14 protein-coding genes are annotated in these 18,015 nt (G+C 66.2%); 7 read left to right on the top strand and 7 right to left on the bottom strand.

Features of this window, described 5'->3' with window-relative positions; genetic code table 11:
* Positions 1-465: 465 nt before the first annotated feature.
* Both AB4061_RS19430 and purN read right to left on the bottom strand, forming a co-directional pair.
* Positions 466-1,872, bottom strand: a complete 1,407-nt coding sequence (locus tag AB4061_RS19430; RefSeq protein ID WP_441636600.1) for an RsmB/NOP family class I SAM-dependent RNA methyltransferase — start codon at positions 1,870-1,872, stop codon at positions 466-468.
* Positions 1,869-2,525 carry a phosphoribosylglycinamide formyltransferase gene (purN, locus tag AB4061_RS19425; protein ID WP_441636598.1) on the bottom strand — a complete coding sequence of 219 codons (657 nt, stop codon included), beginning with the start codon at positions 2,523-2,525 and terminating at the stop codon, positions 1,869-1,871. Before purN ends, AB4061_RS19430 begins: the two co-directional genes overlap by 4 nt.
* Before the next feature lie 241 nt (positions 2,526-2,766).
* Here purN and AB4061_RS19420 point away from each other — a divergent pair, with 241 nt between their 5' ends.
* Positions 2,767-3,426: a response regulator gene (locus AB4061_RS19420; RefSeq protein WP_441636596.1), complete on the top strand. Its 660-nt coding sequence runs from the start codon at positions 2,767-2,769 to the stop codon at positions 3,424-3,426.
* A gap of 101 nt (positions 3,427-3,527) precedes the next feature.
* On the opposite strand, the gene AB4061_RS19415 is transcribed toward AB4061_RS19420, so the two are convergent.
* Positions 3,528-5,357, bottom strand: coding sequence for a hybrid sensor histidine kinase/response regulator (locus tag AB4061_RS19415; RefSeq protein ID WP_441636594.1), 1,830 nt, complete (start codon positions 5,355-5,357; stop codon positions 3,528-3,530).
* Between the two features lie 148 nt (positions 5,358-5,505).
* Between AB4061_RS19415 and AB4061_RS19410 the strand changes: the two genes are divergently transcribed.
* The 6 genes from AB4061_RS19410 to dut all read left to right on the top strand — a co-directional run bounded on the left by AB4061_RS19410 (position 5,506) and on the right by dut (position 13,182).
* Positions 5,506-6,513 (top strand): bifunctional riboflavin kinase/FAD synthetase, encoded by a 1,008-nt coding sequence (locus tag AB4061_RS19410; RefSeq protein WP_441636592.1) that lies wholly within the window; start codon positions 5,506-5,508, stop codon positions 6,511-6,513.
* 148 nt (positions 6,514-6,661) lie between these two features.
* Positions 6,662-9,553 carry an isoleucine--tRNA ligase gene (gene ileS, locus AB4061_RS19405; RefSeq protein WP_441636590.1) on the top strand — a complete coding sequence of 964 codons (2,892 nt, stop codon included), beginning with the start codon at positions 6,662-6,664 and terminating at the stop codon, positions 9,551-9,553.
* Positions 9,553-10,092: a signal peptidase II gene (lspA, locus tag AB4061_RS19400; protein ID WP_441636588.1), complete on the top strand. Its 540-nt coding sequence runs from the start codon at positions 9,553-9,555 to the stop codon at positions 10,090-10,092. The genes ileS and lspA overlap by 1 nt, the downstream gene beginning before the upstream one ends.
* A 237-nt stretch (positions 10,093-10,329) precedes the next feature.
* On the top strand, positions 10,330-11,526 hold the full coding sequence (coaBC, locus tag AB4061_RS19395) for a bifunctional phosphopantothenoylcysteine decarboxylase/phosphopantothenate--cysteine ligase CoaBC (RefSeq protein WP_441636586.1): 1,197 nt from the start codon (positions 10,330-10,332) through the stop codon (positions 11,524-11,526).
* A 46-nt stretch (positions 11,527-11,572) separates the two neighbouring features.
* Positions 11,573-12,595 carry an LLM class flavin-dependent oxidoreductase gene (locus tag AB4061_RS19390; RefSeq protein ID WP_441636584.1) on the top strand — a complete coding sequence of 341 codons (1,023 nt, stop codon included), beginning with the start codon at positions 11,573-11,575 and terminating at the stop codon, positions 12,593-12,595.
* A gap of 86 nt (positions 12,596-12,681) precedes the next feature.
* Positions 12,682-13,182: a dUTP diphosphatase gene (gene dut, locus AB4061_RS19385; RefSeq protein ID WP_441636582.1), complete on the top strand. Its 501-nt coding sequence runs from the start codon at positions 12,682-12,684 to the stop codon at positions 13,180-13,182.
* Between the two features lie 32 nt (positions 13,183-13,214).
* On the opposite strand, the gene AB4061_RS19380 is transcribed toward dut, so the two are convergent.
* The 4 genes from AB4061_RS19380 to clpS form a co-directional block, all read right to left on the bottom strand.
* On the bottom strand, positions 13,215-14,057 hold the full coding sequence (locus tag AB4061_RS19380) for a VOC family protein (RefSeq protein ID WP_441636580.1): 843 nt from the start codon (positions 14,055-14,057) through the stop codon (positions 13,215-13,217).
* 14 nt (positions 14,058-14,071) lie between these two features.
* Positions 14,072-15,085, bottom strand: a complete 1,014-nt coding sequence (locus tag AB4061_RS19375) for a Bug family tripartite tricarboxylate transporter substrate binding protein (protein ID WP_441636578.1) — start codon at positions 15,083-15,085, stop codon at positions 14,072-14,074.
* A gap of 152 nt (positions 15,086-15,237) precedes the next feature.
* Positions 15,238-17,532, bottom strand: a complete 2,295-nt coding sequence (clpA, locus tag AB4061_RS19370) for an ATP-dependent Clp protease ATP-binding subunit ClpA (RefSeq protein WP_043349328.1) — start codon at positions 17,530-17,532, stop codon at positions 15,238-15,240.
* A complete protein-coding gene (gene clpS, locus AB4061_RS19365) occupies positions 17,529-17,855 on the bottom strand; it encodes an ATP-dependent Clp protease adapter ClpS (protein ID WP_006157525.1) in 327 nt (108 codons plus the stop codon). Before clpS ends, clpA begins: the two co-directional genes overlap by 4 nt.
* Between the last annotated feature and the right edge of the window lie 160 nt (positions 17,856-18,015).

Here is an 18,015-nt window from a genome sequence, read left to right as displayed (position 1 = left end):
ACAAGTTGCACCGCCTTAAATGTACTGAACTTGAGATCTTTTTCCATTCGTGCGAATGGGGGATGCGAATGGAGGCGGACTGCGCTCCACGATGGCGGCCTTCACGTAGCCGGGAGCGGGTGTGCGCCGGCCAGCCTTGCGCTGGCAACATTCATGGCCGGTTTCCCCGCACCGTCGCGCGCCCTTGCGGGGTCCGTCCGCGCGCCACAAAGGATGGCGGGCCGCCCAGAGGGCTTAGTCCATCAAGCGCCGCGTATCTGGCATTGGCACGCACCGGACATCCTCGCGGCGTGCGCGCAGGCCGAGCGGCGCAGGCGCAATGCGTGACGGCAGGGATCGCGGATGGGAAAGAAAGGGAGAACGGGAGAGGCGGCTGGGGCCGAACGGCCCCAGCGCGGAAAAATCGCCAGTCGGCCGGCACCACGGGGATGCCTCCCCGGGCGCAGCCGCCTGACCGATCGGGCGTTAGCTGACGCGCTCCAGCACGGCGGCGAAGAAGCCGTCGGTCTGGTGCAGGTGCGGGTACAGCGCCAGCATCTCGGCATCTTCCGGCAAGCCGGGCACCGTGATCTTTTGCTCGGCCAGCACCTGCGCGGCGGGCACCAGGCGGAAGGCCGGGTGCGAGGCCAGGAAACCGCGCACGATGCCTTCGTTCTCGGCCTCCAGCACGCTGCAGGTTGCGTAGACCACGCGCCCGCCCACCTTTACCAGGCGCGCGGCGGACTCGAGAATGGCCGCCTGCTTGACGGTCAGCTCCAGCACCGATTGCGGCGACTGGCGCCACTTCAGGTCCGGATTGCGCCGCAGCGTGCCCAGGCCGCTGCAAGGCGCATCCACCAGCACGCGGTCGATCTTGCCGGCCAGGCGCTTGATCTTGGCGTCGTGCTCGGAGTCGATCAGCACGGGGTGCACATTGGACAATCCGCTGCGCGCCAGGCGCGGCTTGAGATTGGACAGGCGCTTCTCGGACACGTCGAATGCATAGAGGCGGCCGGTGGAGCGCATCAGCGCGCCCAGGGCGAGCGTCTTGCCGCCCGCGCCCGCGCAAAAATCGACCACCATCTCGCCGCGCTTGGGCGCGACCAGGTTGCACAGCAGCTGGCTGCCTTCATCCTGCACTTCGACCAGGCCGTTGACGAACAGCGGCAGCTGGTTGAGCGCCGGCTTGCCGGCCAGGCGGATGCCGGACGGCGCCATCGGCGTCAACTCGGCCTTCAGCCCCGCGGTGGTCAGTTCGGCCAGCGCGGCCTCCTGCGTGGTCTTGACCAGGTTGGCGCGCAGGTCCAGCGGCGCCGGGCGCAGCCAGGCGTCGCCCAGCGCTTCGACAAAGGCTTCGTCGTGGCGCGCGGCCAGCTGGTCGAACAGCCATTCGGGCAGGTTGGCGCGCACGCGCGGCGCCAGGCTGGAACGCTCGATCGTGGTCAGGCGATCGAGCCATTCGCCCTCTTCCGGCAGCAAGAACGGCGTCAGTACGTCGCGGCCCAGCGTGGCGGCCAGGCCCAGCAAGGCCAGGCGGCGCTGCGAAGCTCCCGTGCCGCTGGCGGCGAACTGCGCAAACTCCACGCGCCGGCGCAGCACGGCAAACACGGCTTCGGCGATGATGCCGCGCTCGCGATGGCCCAGCTTGGGGTTTTCGCGGAAGTAGTAGCTCACCACCACGTCGGACGGACGCGTGAACATCAGCACCTTGCCCAGCAGGCGGTCGATATGCTGGATATGGACGGCATGCAGCCCGCCATGCGGCCCGCGGCCTTGCTGCGGGGCCTGGCCCTCGTTCGCATCGCGCGAGCGCGACAGGCGGATGGGCGTGCCCTTGTGATCCTTGTTCTTGTTGCGGACGGGCTGGCGGGCCCCTGCGGTATTGCGGCTCATGACTGCACCTCCGTAGCGGCAGCAAAGGCCGTAAACAGCTGGGATTCGGGTGGTTCGACCCGGACTACGCCGGCACGCACTTGCAGCCGGCCTTCGACATACCAGCGCACAGCGCGCGGGTAGATAACGTGTTCGCACGGCAACAGGCGCGTGGCCAGGCTCTCGGGCGTGTCGTCCGGCAGCACGTCAAGCGCGGCCTGGACGATGACGGGGCCGTGATCAAGCTCGGGCGTGACGAAATGCACGCTGGCGCCGTGGACCTTGACGCCCGCCTCAATGGCTTGCCGGTGCGTATGCAGCCCCGGAAAGCACGGCAGCAGCGACGGATGGATATTCAGCATGCGCCCGGCGTACTTGTCGACAAAGCCCGGCGTCAGGATGCGCATGAATCCGGCCAGGACCACCAGGTCCGGCGCGAAAGCGTCGATGGCAGCGGCGAGCGCGGCATCAAAAGTGGCGCGATCATCATAAAGCTTGTGGTCCACCACGCCGGTAGCCACGCCGTGGTCGGCGGCATATTTCAGACCTTCGGCGTCTGGCCGGTTGGACAAGACCGCCGCTACGCGCGCCGGCCAGCCCTCGGCGGCGCAGGCGCTGACGATGGCTTCCATATTGGAGCCTCGCCCGGAAATCAGGATAACGATATTTTTCATCGCGCAATTCTACCAAGTCGGGGCCAGTACACGACCAAAGCGAGCGCATTAGGCACTTAAAACACGCGAAACCCTCGCCGCAGCGCCATTTCGCATGGCCTATACGCAACGTGAACCCGCGTGCGGTGGATTGTGACGCCTCGCCCGCTCTGCTAGAGTGGCTGCTATCGTCCACGCGCAGTCCGTTAACACGGCTTCAAGTGACAACAAGGACGAACTGGGAAATTAGACGGGAAATCGCATGTCGAACGCTGCACCGACCTTGTTGGTGGTCGATGATCATCCTATGGCCTTGTCTGGCACAACCGCGTTTTTGGCGGAAGTGATGCCCGACATCGCCGTCCATGCTGCTGGAAGCGCCAAAGAAGCGTTGAATACCTTGCAGCAAGGACTCAGGCCTGACATCGTGCTGCTGGATATCTGGCTGACCGATGGTACCGGCTTCGACGCCATGCAGGCGCTCAAGACACTGGTACCTTCCGCTCGCTTTATTTTTATGTCGGCCGAGGCTACGCCTGAGATCGTGGGCCGCGCGCGCGCGCTCGCGGCCTGTGGCTTCGTCGGCAAGCACCTGGACGCCAACGCATTCACCGCCGCCGTGCGCAAGGTGCTGGCCGGCGACACCTCCTTCCCGTCGGACGAAGCGCTCAGCGGCCGTGCTCAATCCTTCGGGCCGGCGCACGGTATTCCGGTCACGCCGGCGGAACTGGGCCTGACCCCGCGCCAGGGCTCGGTGCTGGCGCTGGTGCTGGAAGGCCTGCCCAACAAGGTCATCGCGCGCCGGCTGGGCCTGACGGAAAACACCGTCAAGGAACACGTCTCGGCCATCCTGCAGCGGCTCAGCGTGCGCACCCGCATGCAGGTCATGTCGCGCATGGAGCGATTCCGCCTGCGCCAGTAACGCGCACCGGCGACGCCTGCGGCTCACGCTGACTGGGCAGGCGGCAAATAAAAAATGGGCCTGCGCGTCATGCGCCGGCCCATTTTTTATGCCTTCGCCGCTCAGGCGGGCCGCAGCCAGCGCCGCAGCAACAGTCTCAATGCAGCCGGGTCGACCGGCTTGGGCAGCACGAAGTAGCCTGCCTCCTCGGCCGCTGCCAGCGCGGCGGATTTCAGGTCGCCCGACAAGAGCGCGCTGCGCGCCTGCGGCTGCGTGTTCTGCCAGCGTTCAAGCAGGTCCAGTCCGTTTTCGCTGCCAGGCAGGCGCAGGTCGCAGAAGATGATGTCCGGCTTGAGTCCCTGGAGGAACAGGCGGTCGGCATCCGCGCCGTGCGCGGCGCAGGCTACCTGGATGCCCCACGCCTCCATTAGCGCAATCCATGCCTTGCGGATCTGGGTGTCGTCGTCGACCACCAGCACGGTGCCACGCAGGTGGTCGGGCTTGGCATCCTCGGCCTGCGCGTTGGCCCGCACGGTACGGATGGTTGCCACGGTCTCGGCCGCCACCGGCGCCAGCGAGAACCAGAACACCGATCCCCGGCCCGGCACGGAGCGCACGCCGTAGGTGCCGCGCATCAGCCGTACGCATTCCTTGAAGATCGCCAGCCCGAGTCCCAGGCCCTGGGACGGGTCGCGCTGCGGGTTGTGCACCTGGTAATACGGCGAGAAGATGTCCGGCAGATGCTCGGGCGTAATCCCTGCTCCGGTGTCCCACACCTCCACGCGGATATGCTTGCGGCGCTCGCGCGCGGTCACCAGCACGCCGCCGCGCCGGGTATAGCGCAGGGCATTCTGCACAAGATTGAACAGCGCGCGGCGCAGCAGCACCGGCTCGGCCATGGCGTACAGCTCTTCGGGCACGCGCGGGGTCAAGGTCAGGCCGCTTTCTCGCGCGTCGGCGGCGAACTGGCTCATGACCTCGCTGATCAGATGGCTGAGCTCGCACGGCTCCAGCGTGGGCAGCACTTTGCGGCCCTCGAGCTTGGACAGGTCCAGCAGCGAGCGGAACAGCAGGTCGATGGTCTGGGTGCCGGCGGCCACCTGCTCCACCAGCGGATGGAGCGAGGATGACTTGTTGCGGGCGCGCAGCGCCTCCACCAGCATCACCAGCGCATGCACCGGCTGGCGAAGGTCATGGCTGGCGGCGGCCAGGAAGCGCGACTTTTCCTCGCTGGCATGCAGCGCCCTCTCCTTCTCCTCCTGGAATTGCTTGGCCAGCCTGCGGCTGTCGCTTTCCAGCTGGATGGCCCGCACCAGCGTGCGCTGCAGGTTCAGCGCATGGCGCGTGAGCATGATGGCGTAGACCACCAGCAGCAATTGCACATAGGTGCCATGGCCCGGGAAGGCGTACTCGGCCAGCAGGATATTGGGTACCAGGATCGGGATGCCGGCGTAGACCAGGTTGGATGGCACCGGCGACTGCGCGGTAACGCCGCCCGCCAGCACGCCAAGCGCCAGCAGGTACAGCACGCTGGAAAAAACGGTGGAGCCGGTATAGAGATGCAGCAGCGCGGAGCTGCCCCAGGTCAGGCCGGTCAGGAAGGCCATCGCGCGCATATTGGCCCACCATTTGCGCGTGTGTGCCGAGCGGCTCATGGTGGCGCAATCGCGCAGGTAGCCGAAGTAGAACCAGCTGGTGGCCGCGGTCAGCACCAGCATGACGCCGCACCAGCCCACCAGGGCACTGTGATCGGCGGCCGACCAGAAGGCGATCGCGGTCAATGCCGGAAGCACCACCGAGGCGACGATGGCGGTGGGGGAGACGCGATGGATGGTCGCCAGCAGCTTGGCCCGCGTTTCGGTATCGAGCGGAGGCCCTGGCGGCGGCAGGATTCGGTTTAGCAGCGCGTTCAAGGGAGGGCTGGGGGCAGCGAGTGCGATCCGCCGTATCATGCCGCCTTTTGGAGCACAACGCCATGACAATGAGTCGATCCGTGCACAAAAACGCCAGTCCGGGCATGCCGGCCACCGCCGCCAGGCCAAACTTGTCCACCATTCGCCTTATAATGCTCGCTTTACCCAAACGCCTGTTGCCGTCCTCGTGAAAGTCTTCCGTGGCCTGCCCAACGCCGAAAGCCGGGCGCCCTGCGCCCTCACCATCGGCAATTTTGACGGTGTGCACCGCGGCCACCAGTCCCTGCTCGCCCGCGCGCGCGCTGCAGCGGATGCACGCGGGCTGCCGCTATGCGTGATGACATTCGAGCCGCATCCGCGCGAATTCTTCACGCCGGAAAAGGCGCCAACGCGCATTGCGCTGCTGCGCGACAAGCTGGAAAGCCTGCGCCGCAACGGTGTCGACCGTGTTGTCGTTGAGCACTTCAACGCACACTTCGCGGCGCAGTCCCCGCAAGCATTCGTCGAAAACGTACTCTGGCATGGCCTGCACACGCGCTGGCTGCTGGTCGGCGACGACTTCCGCTTTGGTGCCAGGCGCGCCGGCGATTTCGCCTATCTGCAACAAGCCGGCGTCCAGTTCGGCTTCGACGTGGAGCAGATGGGCTCGGTCTCCGAAGGCGGCGTGCGCATCTCCAGCTCCGCCGTGCGGCAGGCGCTCGGCGATGGTGATCTCGAACACGCGCGCCGCCTGCTTGGCCATGGCTATGCCATCAGCGGGCACGTTGTCCACGGCCGCAAGCTCGGTCGCGACCTGGGCTTTCCCACCATCAACCTGCGTATTTCCCACAAGCGGCCGGCGGTCAACGGCATCTTCGTGGTGCAGGTGCACGGGCTGGCAGAGCACGCCATACCGGGTGTGGCCAGCATCGGCGTGCGCCCGACCATCGAAGATGCCGGCCGGGTGCTGCTGGAAGTGCACCTGTTCGACTTCAGTCAGAACGTCTACGGCAAGCTGGTGCGGGTCGAGTTCATGAAGAAGCTGCGCGACGAAGCCCGTTTCGATGGCCTGGAGGCGCTGACCGCCGCCATTGCCAAGGACAGCGCGGACGCGCGCGCCTTCTTCGGCCTGACCGTGCCGGGCTCGCCCGAGGGCACGCCCCCGGCCGCGGGCAGCCGCGACTTCGCCACCTCCGCCACCGACCGAATTAGCTAGCGCCCCGTTCCCGCGCGGCGGGACCCGGGTCGCTACCCCAACCCGAAGCCAGCCCGCGGCACCCTCCGCAGCCGGTCCACGCTGTACCGCGCGCCCGCACCCAGCCGAGCTAGTGCCGCGCGCCAACCGAATTGCCCCGAGAATCGACATGTCCAACGACAAACGCGCCAAGCCCGAAAAAAGCAAGTACCCGGTCAACCTGCTCGAGACCCCGTTCCCGATGCGCGGCGACCTGCCCAAGCGCGAGCCGCTGTGGGTCAAGCAATGGCAGGACAAGCAGCTCTACAAGAAGATCCGGGCCGCTCGCAAGGGCGCCAAGAAGTTCATCCTGCACGATGGCCCCCCGTACGCCAACGGTGACATCCACATCGGCCATGCGGTCAACAAGGTCCTCAAGGACATGATCGTCAAGGCGCGCGGCCTGACCGGGCTGGATGCCGTTTATGTGCCGGGCTGGGACTGCCACGGCATGCCGATCGAGATCCAGATCGAAAAGCAGTTCGGCAAAGGCCTGCCGGTGCAGGAAGTGCAATCGCGCGCCCGTACCTACGCCACCGAGCAGATCGCCCGCCAGAAGCTGGACTTCGAGCGCCTAGGCGTGCTGGGTGACTGGGAACATCCCTACCTGACCATGAACTACAGCAACGAAGCCGACGAGCTGCGCGCGCTGAGCAAGATCATGGAGAAGGGCTATGTGTTCCGCGGCCTGAAGCCGGTGAACTGGTGCTTCGACTGCGGCTCGGCGCTGGCCGAGGCCGAGGTCGAGTACAAGGACAAGACCGATCTGTCCATCGACGTGGGCTTCCCCTTCGCCGAAACCGACAAGCTGGCCCATGCCTTCAAGCTGCCGGCCGAGCAGCTCGCCGCCAAGCCGGGCTGGGTCGTGATCTGGACCACCACGCCCTGGACCATCCCGTCCAACCAGGCGCTGAACATGCACCCGGAAGTCGAATACGCGCTGGTCGATACCACGCGCGGCTTCCTGATCCTGGCCACCGAGCGCGTCGAAGAGCAGCTCAAGGTCTATGAACTGGAAGGCACGGTGCTGGCCACCACCACCGGCGCAGCGCTGTCGGAGATCCGCTTCCACCACCCGCTGTCCAAGATGGACGCGGGCTACGACCGCCTGTCGCCGATCTACCTGGGCGACTACGTCACTACCGATACGGGCACCGGCATCGTGCACTCGGCGCCGGCCTACGGCGTGGAGGATTTCCAGTCGTGCAAGGCGCACGGCATGAACGACAGGGACATCATCAGCCCGGTCATGGGCGACGGCGTCTACGCCAGCACGCTGCCGCTGTTCGGCGGCGAGAAGATCTGGGACGCCAACCCCAAGATCGTCGAAGTGCTGAAGGCCTCGGGCAACCTGTTCAATTCGCACAAGTACACCCACAGCTATATGCACTGCTGGCGCCACAAGACGCCGATCATCTACCGCGCCACCTCGCAGTGGTTCGCGGGCATGGACGTGGATCCGGTCAATGAAGACGGCACCAACGGCCCGACCCTGCGCGAAACCGCGCTCGCCGGCATCGAGGCAACCGAGTTCTACCCGGCGTGGGGCAAGCAGCGCCTGCACAACATGATCGCCAACCGGCCCGACTGGACCCTGTCGCGCCAGCGCCAGTGGGGCGTGCCGATGGCCTTCTTCCTGCACAAGGAAACCGGCGCACTGCACCCGCGCACGCCGGAGCTGCTGGAGGCAATCGCCAAGCGCGTGGAAGTGCACGGCATCGAGGCCTGGCAGACGCTCGACCCCAAGGAACTGCTGGGAGAAGAAGCCGCCATGTACGAGAAGAACCGCGACACGCTCGACGTGTGGTTCGACTCAGGCACCACGCACTGGACGGTGATCCGTGGCTCCCACCGCGAAGACCTGTACGACGCATCGGCCGACCTGCCCGACGGCCGTCTGGCTGACCTGTACCTGGAAGGCTCGGACCAGCACCGCGGCTGGTTCCATTCGTCGCTGCTGACTGCCTCGATGCTGTATGGCAAGCCGCCCTACAAGGCGCTGCTGACCCACGGCTTCACGGTGGACGGCGAAGGCCGCAAGATGTCGAAGTCGGTCGGCAACACGGTGTCGCCGCAGGACGTGTCGAACAAGATGGGCGCCGAGATCATCCGCCTGTGGGTGGCCTCGACCGATTACTCCGGCGAGCTGTCGATCTCCGACGAGATCCTGAAGCGCGTGGTGGAAGGCTATCGCCGCATCCGCAACACGCTGCGCTTCCTGCTGGCCAACCTGGCCGACTACGACCACGCGCAGCACGCGCTGCCGGCGTCGGAATGGCTGGAAATCGACCGCTACGCGGTGGCCCTGACCGGGCGCCTGCAACAGGAAATCCTGTCGCACTACGACGGCTACGAGTTCCACCCGGTGGTCGCCAAGCTGCAGACCTTCTGCTCGGAAGACCTGGGCGGCTTCTACCTGGACGTGCTGAAGGACCGCCTCTACACCACCGCGGCCAACTCGAAGGAACGCCGCGCCGCGCAGAACGCCGTGTACCACATCACCCAGGCGATGCTGCACTGGATGGCACCGTTCCTGTCGTTCACCGCTGAAGAGGCCTGGCAGATCTTCGGCCATGGCACGGAGCACACCGACACCATCTTCACCAGCACCTACTACGACGTGCCGGCGATCGACCAGGCCGACGACCTGCTGCAGAAGTGGCACGTGATCCGCGAAGCCCGCGCCGAAGTCACCAAGCAGCTCGAAGCGGTGCGCGTGGACGGCGAGATCGGTTCCTCGCTGCAAGCCGAAGTCACCATCCAGGCCGGTGGCCCGGTGCTGGCCGCGCTGCAGAGCCTGTCCGACGACCTGCGCTTCGTGCTGCTGACTTCCGCTGCCAAGGTGGCCCCAGCGCCGGAAGGCGGCGACCTGCTGGTCACCGTGACGCCGTCGGTGCACGCCAAGTGCGAGCGCTGCTGGCACTACCGAGCCGACGTCGGCCGCGACCCGGCCCACCCCACCCTTTGCGGCCGCTGTGACAGCAACCTGTTCGGCGCCGGTGAACACAGGAGCCACGCCTGATGGCCGCCACCACCACGCGCACCGCGCGCGGCACCAAACGCGCCAGCAGCAAGGGCACCAAGGGCAGCAACACCACCCCGCTACTGTGGATGGCGTTCGCCCTGCTGGTGATCATGCTGGACCAGTTTTTCAAGATCGTCATCGTGCGGACCTTCGCCTACGGCGAATCCCGTCCGGTAACGCGCTTCTTCAACCTGGTGCTGGTCTATAACAAGGGCGCCGCCTTCAGCTTCCTGGCGGATGCCGGCGGCTGGCAGCGCTGGTTCTTCACCGGCCTTGGCGTGGTGGTGGGGCTGTTCATCGTCTGGATGCTGTACCGCCATACCGGGCAACGCCTGTTTTGCTTCGCGATCTCGCTGATCCTTGGCGGCGCCATTGGCAATGTGGTGGACCGCGTGGTGTACGGCCATGTCGTCGACTTCCTCGACTTCTACGTGCGCAACTACCATTGGCCAGCCTTCAACGTGGCTGACTGCGCCATCACGGTGGGCGCTGTGCTGCTGATCGTGGATGAACTGCGCCGCGTCCGCCGGCACTGAGGCCACACCAACGTTCCGACCGCGCCCGCGTCATGCGGGCGTTTTTCATGGTGCTGCCTGACTGGCCGGATGGCGGCGCGCACGGCGCGCCGGCAGCGCCGCCAACGCGCGCGCGGGCAAGCCGGTATGATTGACGTTTCTCCGGCGCGGGGGCGGCAAGCGCTGCCGCCTGCCGCGGCAACCGGACAACCGGACAACCGGACAACCGGACAACCACTTCAAGCGAAGAGCATATCCATGGATCTGCGAGGCAAGCATCTCGTCCTTGGCCTGACCGGCGGCATCGCCTGCTATAAATCAGCCGAGCTGGTCCGCCTGCTAACCAAGGCCGGCGCCACCGTGCAGGTGGTCATGACCGAAGGCGCCACCCAGTTCATCACGCCGGTGACCATGCAGGCACTCTCCGGTCGCACGGTCTTCACCTCCCAATGGGACGCGCGCGTGGGCAACAACATGGCCCATATCGATCTCTCGCGCGAAGCCGACGCCATCCTGGTCGCGCCCGCCTCTACCGATTTCCTCGCCAAGCTGACGCACGGCCTGTGCGACGACCTGCTGACCACCCTGTGCATCGCCCGCAACTGTCCGTTGCTGGTGGCACCGGCCATGAACCTGCAGATGTGGCAGGCCCCCGCCACCCAGCGCAACGCCGCCCAGTTGCGCAAGGATGGCGTGACCCTGCTGGGCCCCGGCAGCGGCGATCAGGCGTGCGGCGAAGTCGGCGACGGCCGCATGCTGGAGCCATCGGAACTGCTTGCCGACATCATCGCGTTCTTCCAACCCAAGCCGCTGGCCGGGCGGCGCGTAGTCATCACGGCCGGGCCCACCTTTGAAGCCATCGACCCGGTGCGCGGCATTACCAACCGTTCCTCTGGCAAGATGGGCTTTGCGATCGCGCGCGCGGCCCGCGAGGCCGGCGCCGACGTGGTGCTGGTGGCCGGCCCGACGGGCCAGCCCACGCCGCGCGGCGTAGCCCGCACCGACGTGGAAAGCGCGCAGCAGATGCACGATGCGGTGATGGCGAGCCTGCCAGGCGCCGATGTGTTTATTGCGGTCGCGGCGGTGGCCGACTGGCGTCCCGCCGAAGTCGCCAGCCAGAAGCTGAAGAAGGCCAACGATAGCGACACGCCGACACTGCACTTTGTGCAGAACCCCGACATCCTTGCCGCCGTGGCCGCAAAGCCGAACGCGCCCTATTGCGTGGGCTTTGCCGCCGAGAGCGAAAAGCTCGAGCAATATGGCGAGCAAAAGCGCCAGCGCAAGAACGTGCCCCTGCTGGTGGGCAATATCGGCCACCACACTTTCGGCATGGACGACAACGAGATCGTGCTGTTCGATGCCCAAGGCATGACCCGCCTGCCGCGCGCCGACAAGCTGACGCTGGCGCGCGACCTGGTCGCGGCCATCGCCCAGCGCCTGCCCGCGCGCCGTTGAATCGGCGCGCCCAGCCCCCGAACATCACCCGGCCCCGGCCCTGAACATGTCCGCAAGCAAACCCAAACTGCGCCTCTCGGTGCTCGACCAGAGCCCGGTCATCGCCGGCCACAACGCGCGCGATGCGCTGGCCGCCACCGTGGAACTGGCGCAGGCCGCCGACGCGCTGGGCTACACCCGCTACTGGTGCGCCGAGCACCACGGGCTGCGCGGCGTGTGCAATCCGGCGCCGGAAGTCATGCTGGCGCGCCTGGGCAGCGTCACCAAGCGCATCCGGCTGGGCTCGGGCGGCGTCATGCTGCCTTACTACAGCCCCTTCAAGGTGGCGGAGCAGTTCCGCATGCTGGAGGGCCTGTTCCCGGGCCGCATCGATCTTGGTGTGGGGCGTGCGCCGGGCGGCGACATGCGGACCGCGCAGGCGGTGGCCATGGGCCAGTACAACCGGGGCGACCAGTTCGAGGAGCAAGTGCGGGACCTGTCCTGGCTGTTCCGTGGCGAGATGCCGCCCGGCCATATCGCCGAGGGCGTGGTGCTGCAGCCCGAGATCGATACGCGGCCGGAGCTGTGGGTGCTGGGATCGAGCGACTTCGGCGGCGCCTTGGCGGCACGCCTGGGGCTGCGCTTTGCCTTTGCCCACTTCATCAATCCGCATGCGGGCCACGCCGTCGCCCAGCAGTACCGCCGCGATTTCGAGGCAGGCTATGACGAGCGGCCTTATAGCGCGGCGGCGATCTTCGTGATCTGTGCCGACACCGAGACCGAGGCGGCGGAGCTGGAGCGCGCCGTGGACCTGCGCCGGCTGCAGATGGCCTATGGCGTCAACGCGCCGATCCCCTCGCTCGCGCAGGCCGCGCAGCACGAGCTCAGCGAGCGCGACCGGCTGATCGTCGAGCGCGAGCGCCCGCGCACCATCTGCGGCACGCCCGAACAGGTGGCGCAGCGCATGCTGGCCCTGCGCGAGCGCTTCCTCGCCGACGAGCTGGTGGTGCTGAGCGTGGCCGCCAGCTACGCGGCGCGGCTGCGCACCTACGAGCTGCTGGCGCAGGCGTTCGACCTGTCGGGCCACTAAGGGCAGCTAAGGGCGGCTGGGGGGCGACCAAGCTCGGCTATCATCTCAGGTTGCCAACGTTTTAGTTTTCCCGGGACCGACCAGCCATGACATTCGAAGCCAACCCCACCGTCGAAATCAAGGTGCTTGACGCACGCCTGCATGAATGGGGCCTGCCGGCTTACCAGAGCGATATGGCGGCGGCGATCGACCTGCACGCCTGCCTGGACGCCGCGCTCACCATCGAGCCGGGCAGCCCGGCGCAACTGGTGCCTGCCGGCATCTCCGTGCACATGGGCAACCCCTACATGGCGGCCACCATCGCGCCGCGCTCGGGCCTGGGCCACAAGAAAGGGCTGGTGCTGGGCAACTCGATCGGCGTGATCGACGCCGACTACCAGGGCCCGATCATGGTGAGCGTGTGGAACCGCAATGCGCCCGGCACCGAGCCGATCGTGATCCAGCCGGGCGAGCGCATCGCGCAGATGATGTTCGTGCCGGTGCTGCGGCCCGTGTTCAAGACCGTGGAAGTGTTCTCCGAAGACACCGTGCGGGGCGCGGGCGGCTTCGGCTCAACCGGCGTGCATCACGCCAAGAGCGGCAGCTAAGCGGGAAAGACGGCGCGCTTGACGATACGGCGTTAGCGCGCCTGCTCGAACAGCAGCGCCACGCCGCCGGCCAGAGCGGCAGGAATCAGGCTCTCATCGGGCCCCAGGTCGAGCGCCCCGACGCACGCCTCGCGCCAGCCGCGGCGAGCTGCGGCCAGGTCGCTGGTGCGCAGCCGGATGGCGGCGTACCCCGGCACGGCGCGGCGCACATGCTCGGTGCCGGTCGCGGCGGCAAGCGCCTGCGGCGTGGTCACCACCAGCGTGGCGCCATCCAGCGCCAGGCTGCAGATGTGATCACTCAGTTGCGTCATCTCGCCGCCGGTCAGTTCGGCGTAGGCACGCCCGGCAGCCTCGACCAGGGATGGCGCCACCACCAGGAACATCGTAGCGATGCCCATGGCGCCGTTGGCATGCGTGGTCCATTCCGGACGCCACAGCAGCTCCGGCGTGCGGTGCTCGCAGATGAAGTAGCGCGCGCCCGGCGCATCGTCGATCGCGGCGACGCGGAAGGTCGCGGGGTGCTCCGTGCCATCGTCCAGCCGCACCGGCCGCGAGAACTCGATCGGGTCCGAAGTGTGCCAGCCGCCGCCGCGCAGCTGTGCCGCGTCGGTGAAGGTATCGCTGCTCTTGCAGGACAGCCCCGCGCAGCCGCCCCCGGCCTCCTGTGCATCCCAGTAATACTGCCGCGTCGGGCTGGGCGCGGTGACATGCAGCAGCTCAAGATAGTCGCGCGCCAGCATGACGCAATGATTCTGCGAGCCGAGCGTGTGGTAACCGCGCGGCGTCAGCGTGAAGCCAAACCCGCGCCAGGCTTGCGCCGCGGCGTCAAGATCGGGACACACCATCACGGCGTGGTCTAGCGGTTCCATCGTCATCGCACCCTCTCGCTTCAGTCGAACTGGATATTGGCCTTGCGCGCCACTGCCTGCCATTTGTCGTGCTCGTGGCGCACCAGGCTGGCCAGCTCGGCGGGGCTGCCGCCCACGATCTCGAAGCCCTGCATGGCCAGCGCATCCATCACGCGCTGCTGCCGCAACGACTGAACCAGGGCATCGTGCAGGCGCGCCACGGTCGGCTCCGGCAACCCGGCCGGGCCAAACACGCCGATCCATGAATAGGCTTCGAAACCGCGATAGCCTTGCTCGGCCACGGTTGGCAGCTGCGGGAACTGGCGCAGGCGGCTTGTGCCGGTCACGCCAAGCAGCTTGATCGTCTTGGCAGCCACATGCGCCTGCACCGCCGCATAACTGGAGAAAAATACGTCGACTTCATTGGACAGAACCGCCTGCACCGCCGGGCCGCCACCTTTGTACGGCACGTGGAGAAAGCGCACGCCGGCCTCGGTCGCCAGCGCCTCGGCGGCGAGCTGGTTAAGGCTGCCGATGCCGGAAGACGCGTAGCGGACGCTCTCCGGCTTCAGCCGCGCCATGGCGACCAGCTCCTTCACGTTGGACGCGGGCAACGACGGGTTGGCCGCGATCACCAGCGGAAAGCGCACCAGTTGCGAGATCGGCGTGAAGTCGCGGAAGGTATCGTAGGGCAGGTTCTTGTAAGCAAACGGGTTGATGGCATGGGTGTCGAACGCCATCAACAGCGTGCTGCCGTCGGGCTTAGCCCGGGCCACGGTACTCGAAGCAACCAGGCCACCGGCGCCGGGCTTGTTGTCGATCACCACCGTCTGGCCGAGCCCGCTCTTCAGGCCGGGCTGCAACTGGCGTGCGACGATATCGACGCTGCCTCCCGGAGGGAACGGCAACACCATGGCGATCGGACGGCCGGACGCGCCTGTCGTGGCATCGCCACCCAGGGCAGCCAGGCCAGGCACGGGAATCAGGGGCATCGCGCCAAATGGCAACGATTTGAGCAGCAGGCGGCGCAGCCGCGAGCGTTGGGATTGGGACATCAGGCACTCAGACGGATGGCGGGCACACAGCTGCGGTCCGCAGCCGCACCCGGCCAAAACAAAAAGGGCGGCATCGCTGCCGCCCTGTATTTTGCCCGAGGATAGCACGAATTGCAGGCAAGGTCCGCTCTGCCTGCCCTTCGCGCTTCGTCCTAGACTTCCGCTTTCTCGTTTTCCGGTGCTTCCGGCGGTTCCGCGGCAGCCTCGGCAAAATCCAGCTTGATCTGGTCCTGCTCGTCGAGATCCACCACCACCCGGCCACCGGACACCAGCTTGCCGAACAAGAGTTCGTCAGCCAGCGCCTTGCGGATCAGGTCCTGGATCAGGCGCTGCATCGGCCGCGCGCCCATCAGCGGGTCGAAACCCTTCTTGGCAAGGAACTTGCGCAGGTGGTCGCTGAAGCTGGCTTCCACCTTCTTCTCGTGAAGCTGCTCCTCAAGCTGCATCAGGAACTTGTCCACCACGCGGAGGATGATCTCCTCGTCGAGTGAACGGAAGCTGATGATGGCATCCAGCCGGTTACGGAACTCCGGCGTGAACATGCGCTTGATGTCGACCATCTCGTCGCCCTGCTCGCGCGAAGACGTGAAGCCGATGGTGGCGCGGTTCATGGTTTCCGCTCCCGCGTTGGTGGTCATGATGATGATCACGTTGCGGAAGTCGGCGCGGCGGCCATTGTTGTCGGTCAGCGCGCCATGATCCATCACCTGCAGCAGGATATTGAAGATATCCGGATGCGCCTTCTCGATTTCGTCCAGCAGCAGCACGCAGTGCGGCTTCTTGGTGACGGCCTCGGTCAGCAGGCCGCCCTGGTCAAAGCCCACGTATCCCGGCGGCGCGCCGATCAGCCGGCTCACCGCATGGCGTTCCATGTATTCGGACATGTCGAAGCGCAGCAGCTCGATGCCCATGATGAAGGCAAGCTGCTTGGCCACTTCGGTCTTGCCCACCCCGGTCGGGCCGGAGAACAGGAAGGAACCGATCGGCTTGTCCGTCTTGCCAAGGCCAGCGCGCGACATCTTGATGGCCGAAGCCAGCGCCTCGATGGCCGGCTCCTGGCCGAACACCACCGATTTCAGATCGCGATCCAGGGTCTGCAGCTTGCTGCGGTCATCCTGGTTGACGCTCTGCGGCGGGATGCGCGCGATGCGCGAAACGATGTCCTCGATCTCGCCCTTGCCGATGGTCTTCTTCTGCTTGGACTTGGGCAGGATGCGCTGGGCTGCACCGGCCTCATCGATCACATCGATGGCCTTGTCCGGCAGGTGGCGGTCGGTGATGAAGCGCGCCGACAACTCGGCCGCCGCAGTCAGCGCCGCTGCCGCGTACTTGACACCATGGTGCTCTTCGAAGCGCGACTTCAGGCCACGCAGGATCTGCACGGTCTGGTCGACCGAGGGCTCCACCACGTCGATCTTCTGGAAACGGCGCGACAGGGCCGCGTCTTTCTCGAAGATGCCCCGGTATTCGGTGAAGGTGGTCGCGCCGATGCACTTGAGCTGGCCCGACGACAATGCCGGCTTGAGCAAGTTGCTGGCGTCCAGCGTCCCGCCCGAAGCGGCGCCCGCGCCGATCAGCGTGTGGATCTCGTCGATGAACAGGATCGCGTTCGGATTGTCCTTGAGCGACTTGAGCACGCCCTTGAGGCGCTGCTCGAAGTCCCCTCGGTACTTGGTGCCGGCCAGCAGTGCGCCCATGTCGAGCGAGTACACGACCGCCTTTTCAAGGATGTCGGGCACTTCGTTCTTGGTGATGCGCCAGGCCAGGCCTTCGGCGATCGCGGTCTTGCCGACACCCGCCTCGCCCACCAGCAGCGGGTTGTTCTTGCGCCGGCGGCACAGCACCTGGACCACCCGCTCGACTTCGCTCTCGCGGCCAATCAGCGGATCGATCTTGCCGGCCTTGGCCAGCGTGTTCAGGTTCTGGGTGAACTGCTCGAGCGGGCTCTCCTTGCCATCACCGCCTTCGCCCTCGGCCGTGCCGTCGCCGTGCTTGGCGGGCTCGGCCTGGTCCTTGCGGATGCCATGGCTGATGAAGTTGACCACATCCAGCCGGGTCACGCCCTGCTGCTGGAGGTAGTACACCGCGTGCGAGTCCTTCTCGCCAAAGATCGCCACCAGGACATTGGCCCCGGTCACTTCCTTCTTGCCGTTGGAAGTGGACTGGACATGCATGATGGCGCGCTGGATGACGCGCTGGAAGCCCAGCGTAGGCTGGGTATCCACCTCGTCGGTACCAGGCACCACGGGTGTGTTGTCCGCGATGAAGTTCTTCAGACTGGTGCGCAAATCCTCAATATTGGCTGCGCAGGCGCGCAAGACTTCCGCTGCCGTGGGGTTGTCAAGCAACGCCAGTAGCAGGTGCTCCACGGTTATAAACTCGTGGCGTGCCTGCCGGGCTTCAACAAACGCCATGTGCAGGCTGACTTCCAATTCTTGCGCAATCATGCTTCCTCCATCACGCACTGCAACGGATGACCCGCCTGCCGTGCGTGGGTTGACACCAGCTCGACCTTCGTTGCCGCGATATCCCTGGTATAGATGCCGCAGACCCCCTTACCCTCCCGGTGGACGGTCAACATGATCTGCGTTGCCGTCTCCCGGTCCCTGCTGAAATACTGCTGCAGGATCATCACGACGAACTCCATCGGGGTGAAGTCGTCATTCAGCAGCAACACCTTGTACATGGCGGGTGGTTTGAGCGCCTGCTCTTTCCGCTCCAGTACGGTGCCTGCTTCGCGTTGTGGGACATTTGCCAGCCGTGTAGCCATGGCTTTATTCTAACCCTTACGCACAACTCTGCAATTTGGGGAAAAGACACCGGATTCAAGAGGCCGATGCAGCGGCCATCCAGATTCCGTGGACGCCGAAGGCATCCGGGTTCACTCGTGGGTCACTTGAACGGGAAGGCGCACGCCTTTGCGGTGCACC

Origin of the sequence: Cupriavidus sp. YAF13, assembly GCF_052113425.1 — a bacterium.
GTDB lineage: Bacteria > Pseudomonadota > Gammaproteobacteria > Burkholderiales > Burkholderiaceae > Cupriavidus.
Note: the sequence above shows the minus strand (reverse complement) of the source record. Positions and strands in the feature narration are given on the sequence as shown.

Bases quoted from the DNA above. Each gene is read 5' to 3' on its own strand.
- AB4061_RS19430 (WP_441636600.1), bottom strand. From the start codon at position 1,872: ATGAGCCGCAATACCGCAGGGGCCCGCCAGCCCGTCCGCAACAAGAAC.
- purN (WP_441636598.1), bottom strand. From the start codon at position 2,525: ATGAAAAATATCGTTATCCTGATTTCCGGGCGAGGCTCCAATATGGAA.
- ileS (WP_441636590.1), top strand. From the start codon at position 6,662: ATGTCCAACGACAAACGCGCCAAGCCCGAAAAAAGCAAGTACCCGGTC.
- AB4061_RS19420 (WP_441636596.1), top strand. From the start codon at position 2,767: ATGTCGAACGCTGCACCGACCTTGTTGGTGGTCGATGATCATCCTATG.
- AB4061_RS19380 (WP_441636580.1), bottom strand. From the start codon at position 14,057: ATGACGATGGAACCGCTAGACCACGCCGTGATGGTGTGTCCCGATCTT.
- clpS (WP_006157525.1), bottom strand. From the start codon at position 17,855: ATGGCTACACGGCTGGCAAATGTCCCACAACGCGAAGCAGGCACCGTA.
- clpA (WP_043349328.1), bottom strand. From the start codon at position 17,532: ATGATTGCGCAAGAATTGGAAGTCAGCCTGCACATGGCGTTTGTTGAA.
- dut (WP_441636582.1), top strand. From the start codon at position 12,682: ATGACATTCGAAGCCAACCCCACCGTCGAAATCAAGGTGCTTGACGCA.
- AB4061_RS19415 (WP_441636594.1), bottom strand. From the start codon at position 5,357: ATGATACGGCGGATCGCACTCGCTGCCCCCAGCCCTCCCTTGAACGCG.
- coaBC (WP_441636586.1), top strand. From the start codon at position 10,330: ATGGATCTGCGAGGCAAGCATCTCGTCCTTGGCCTGACCGGCGGCATC.
- AB4061_RS19390 (WP_441636584.1), top strand. From the start codon at position 11,573: ATGTCCGCAAGCAAACCCAAACTGCGCCTCTCGGTGCTCGACCAGAGC.
- lspA (WP_441636588.1), top strand. From the start codon at position 9,553: ATGGCCGCCACCACCACGCGCACCGCGCGCGGCACCAAACGCGCCAGC.
- AB4061_RS19375 (WP_441636578.1), bottom strand. From the start codon at position 15,085: ATGTCCCAATCCCAACGCTCGCGGCTGCGCCGCCTGCTGCTCAAATCG.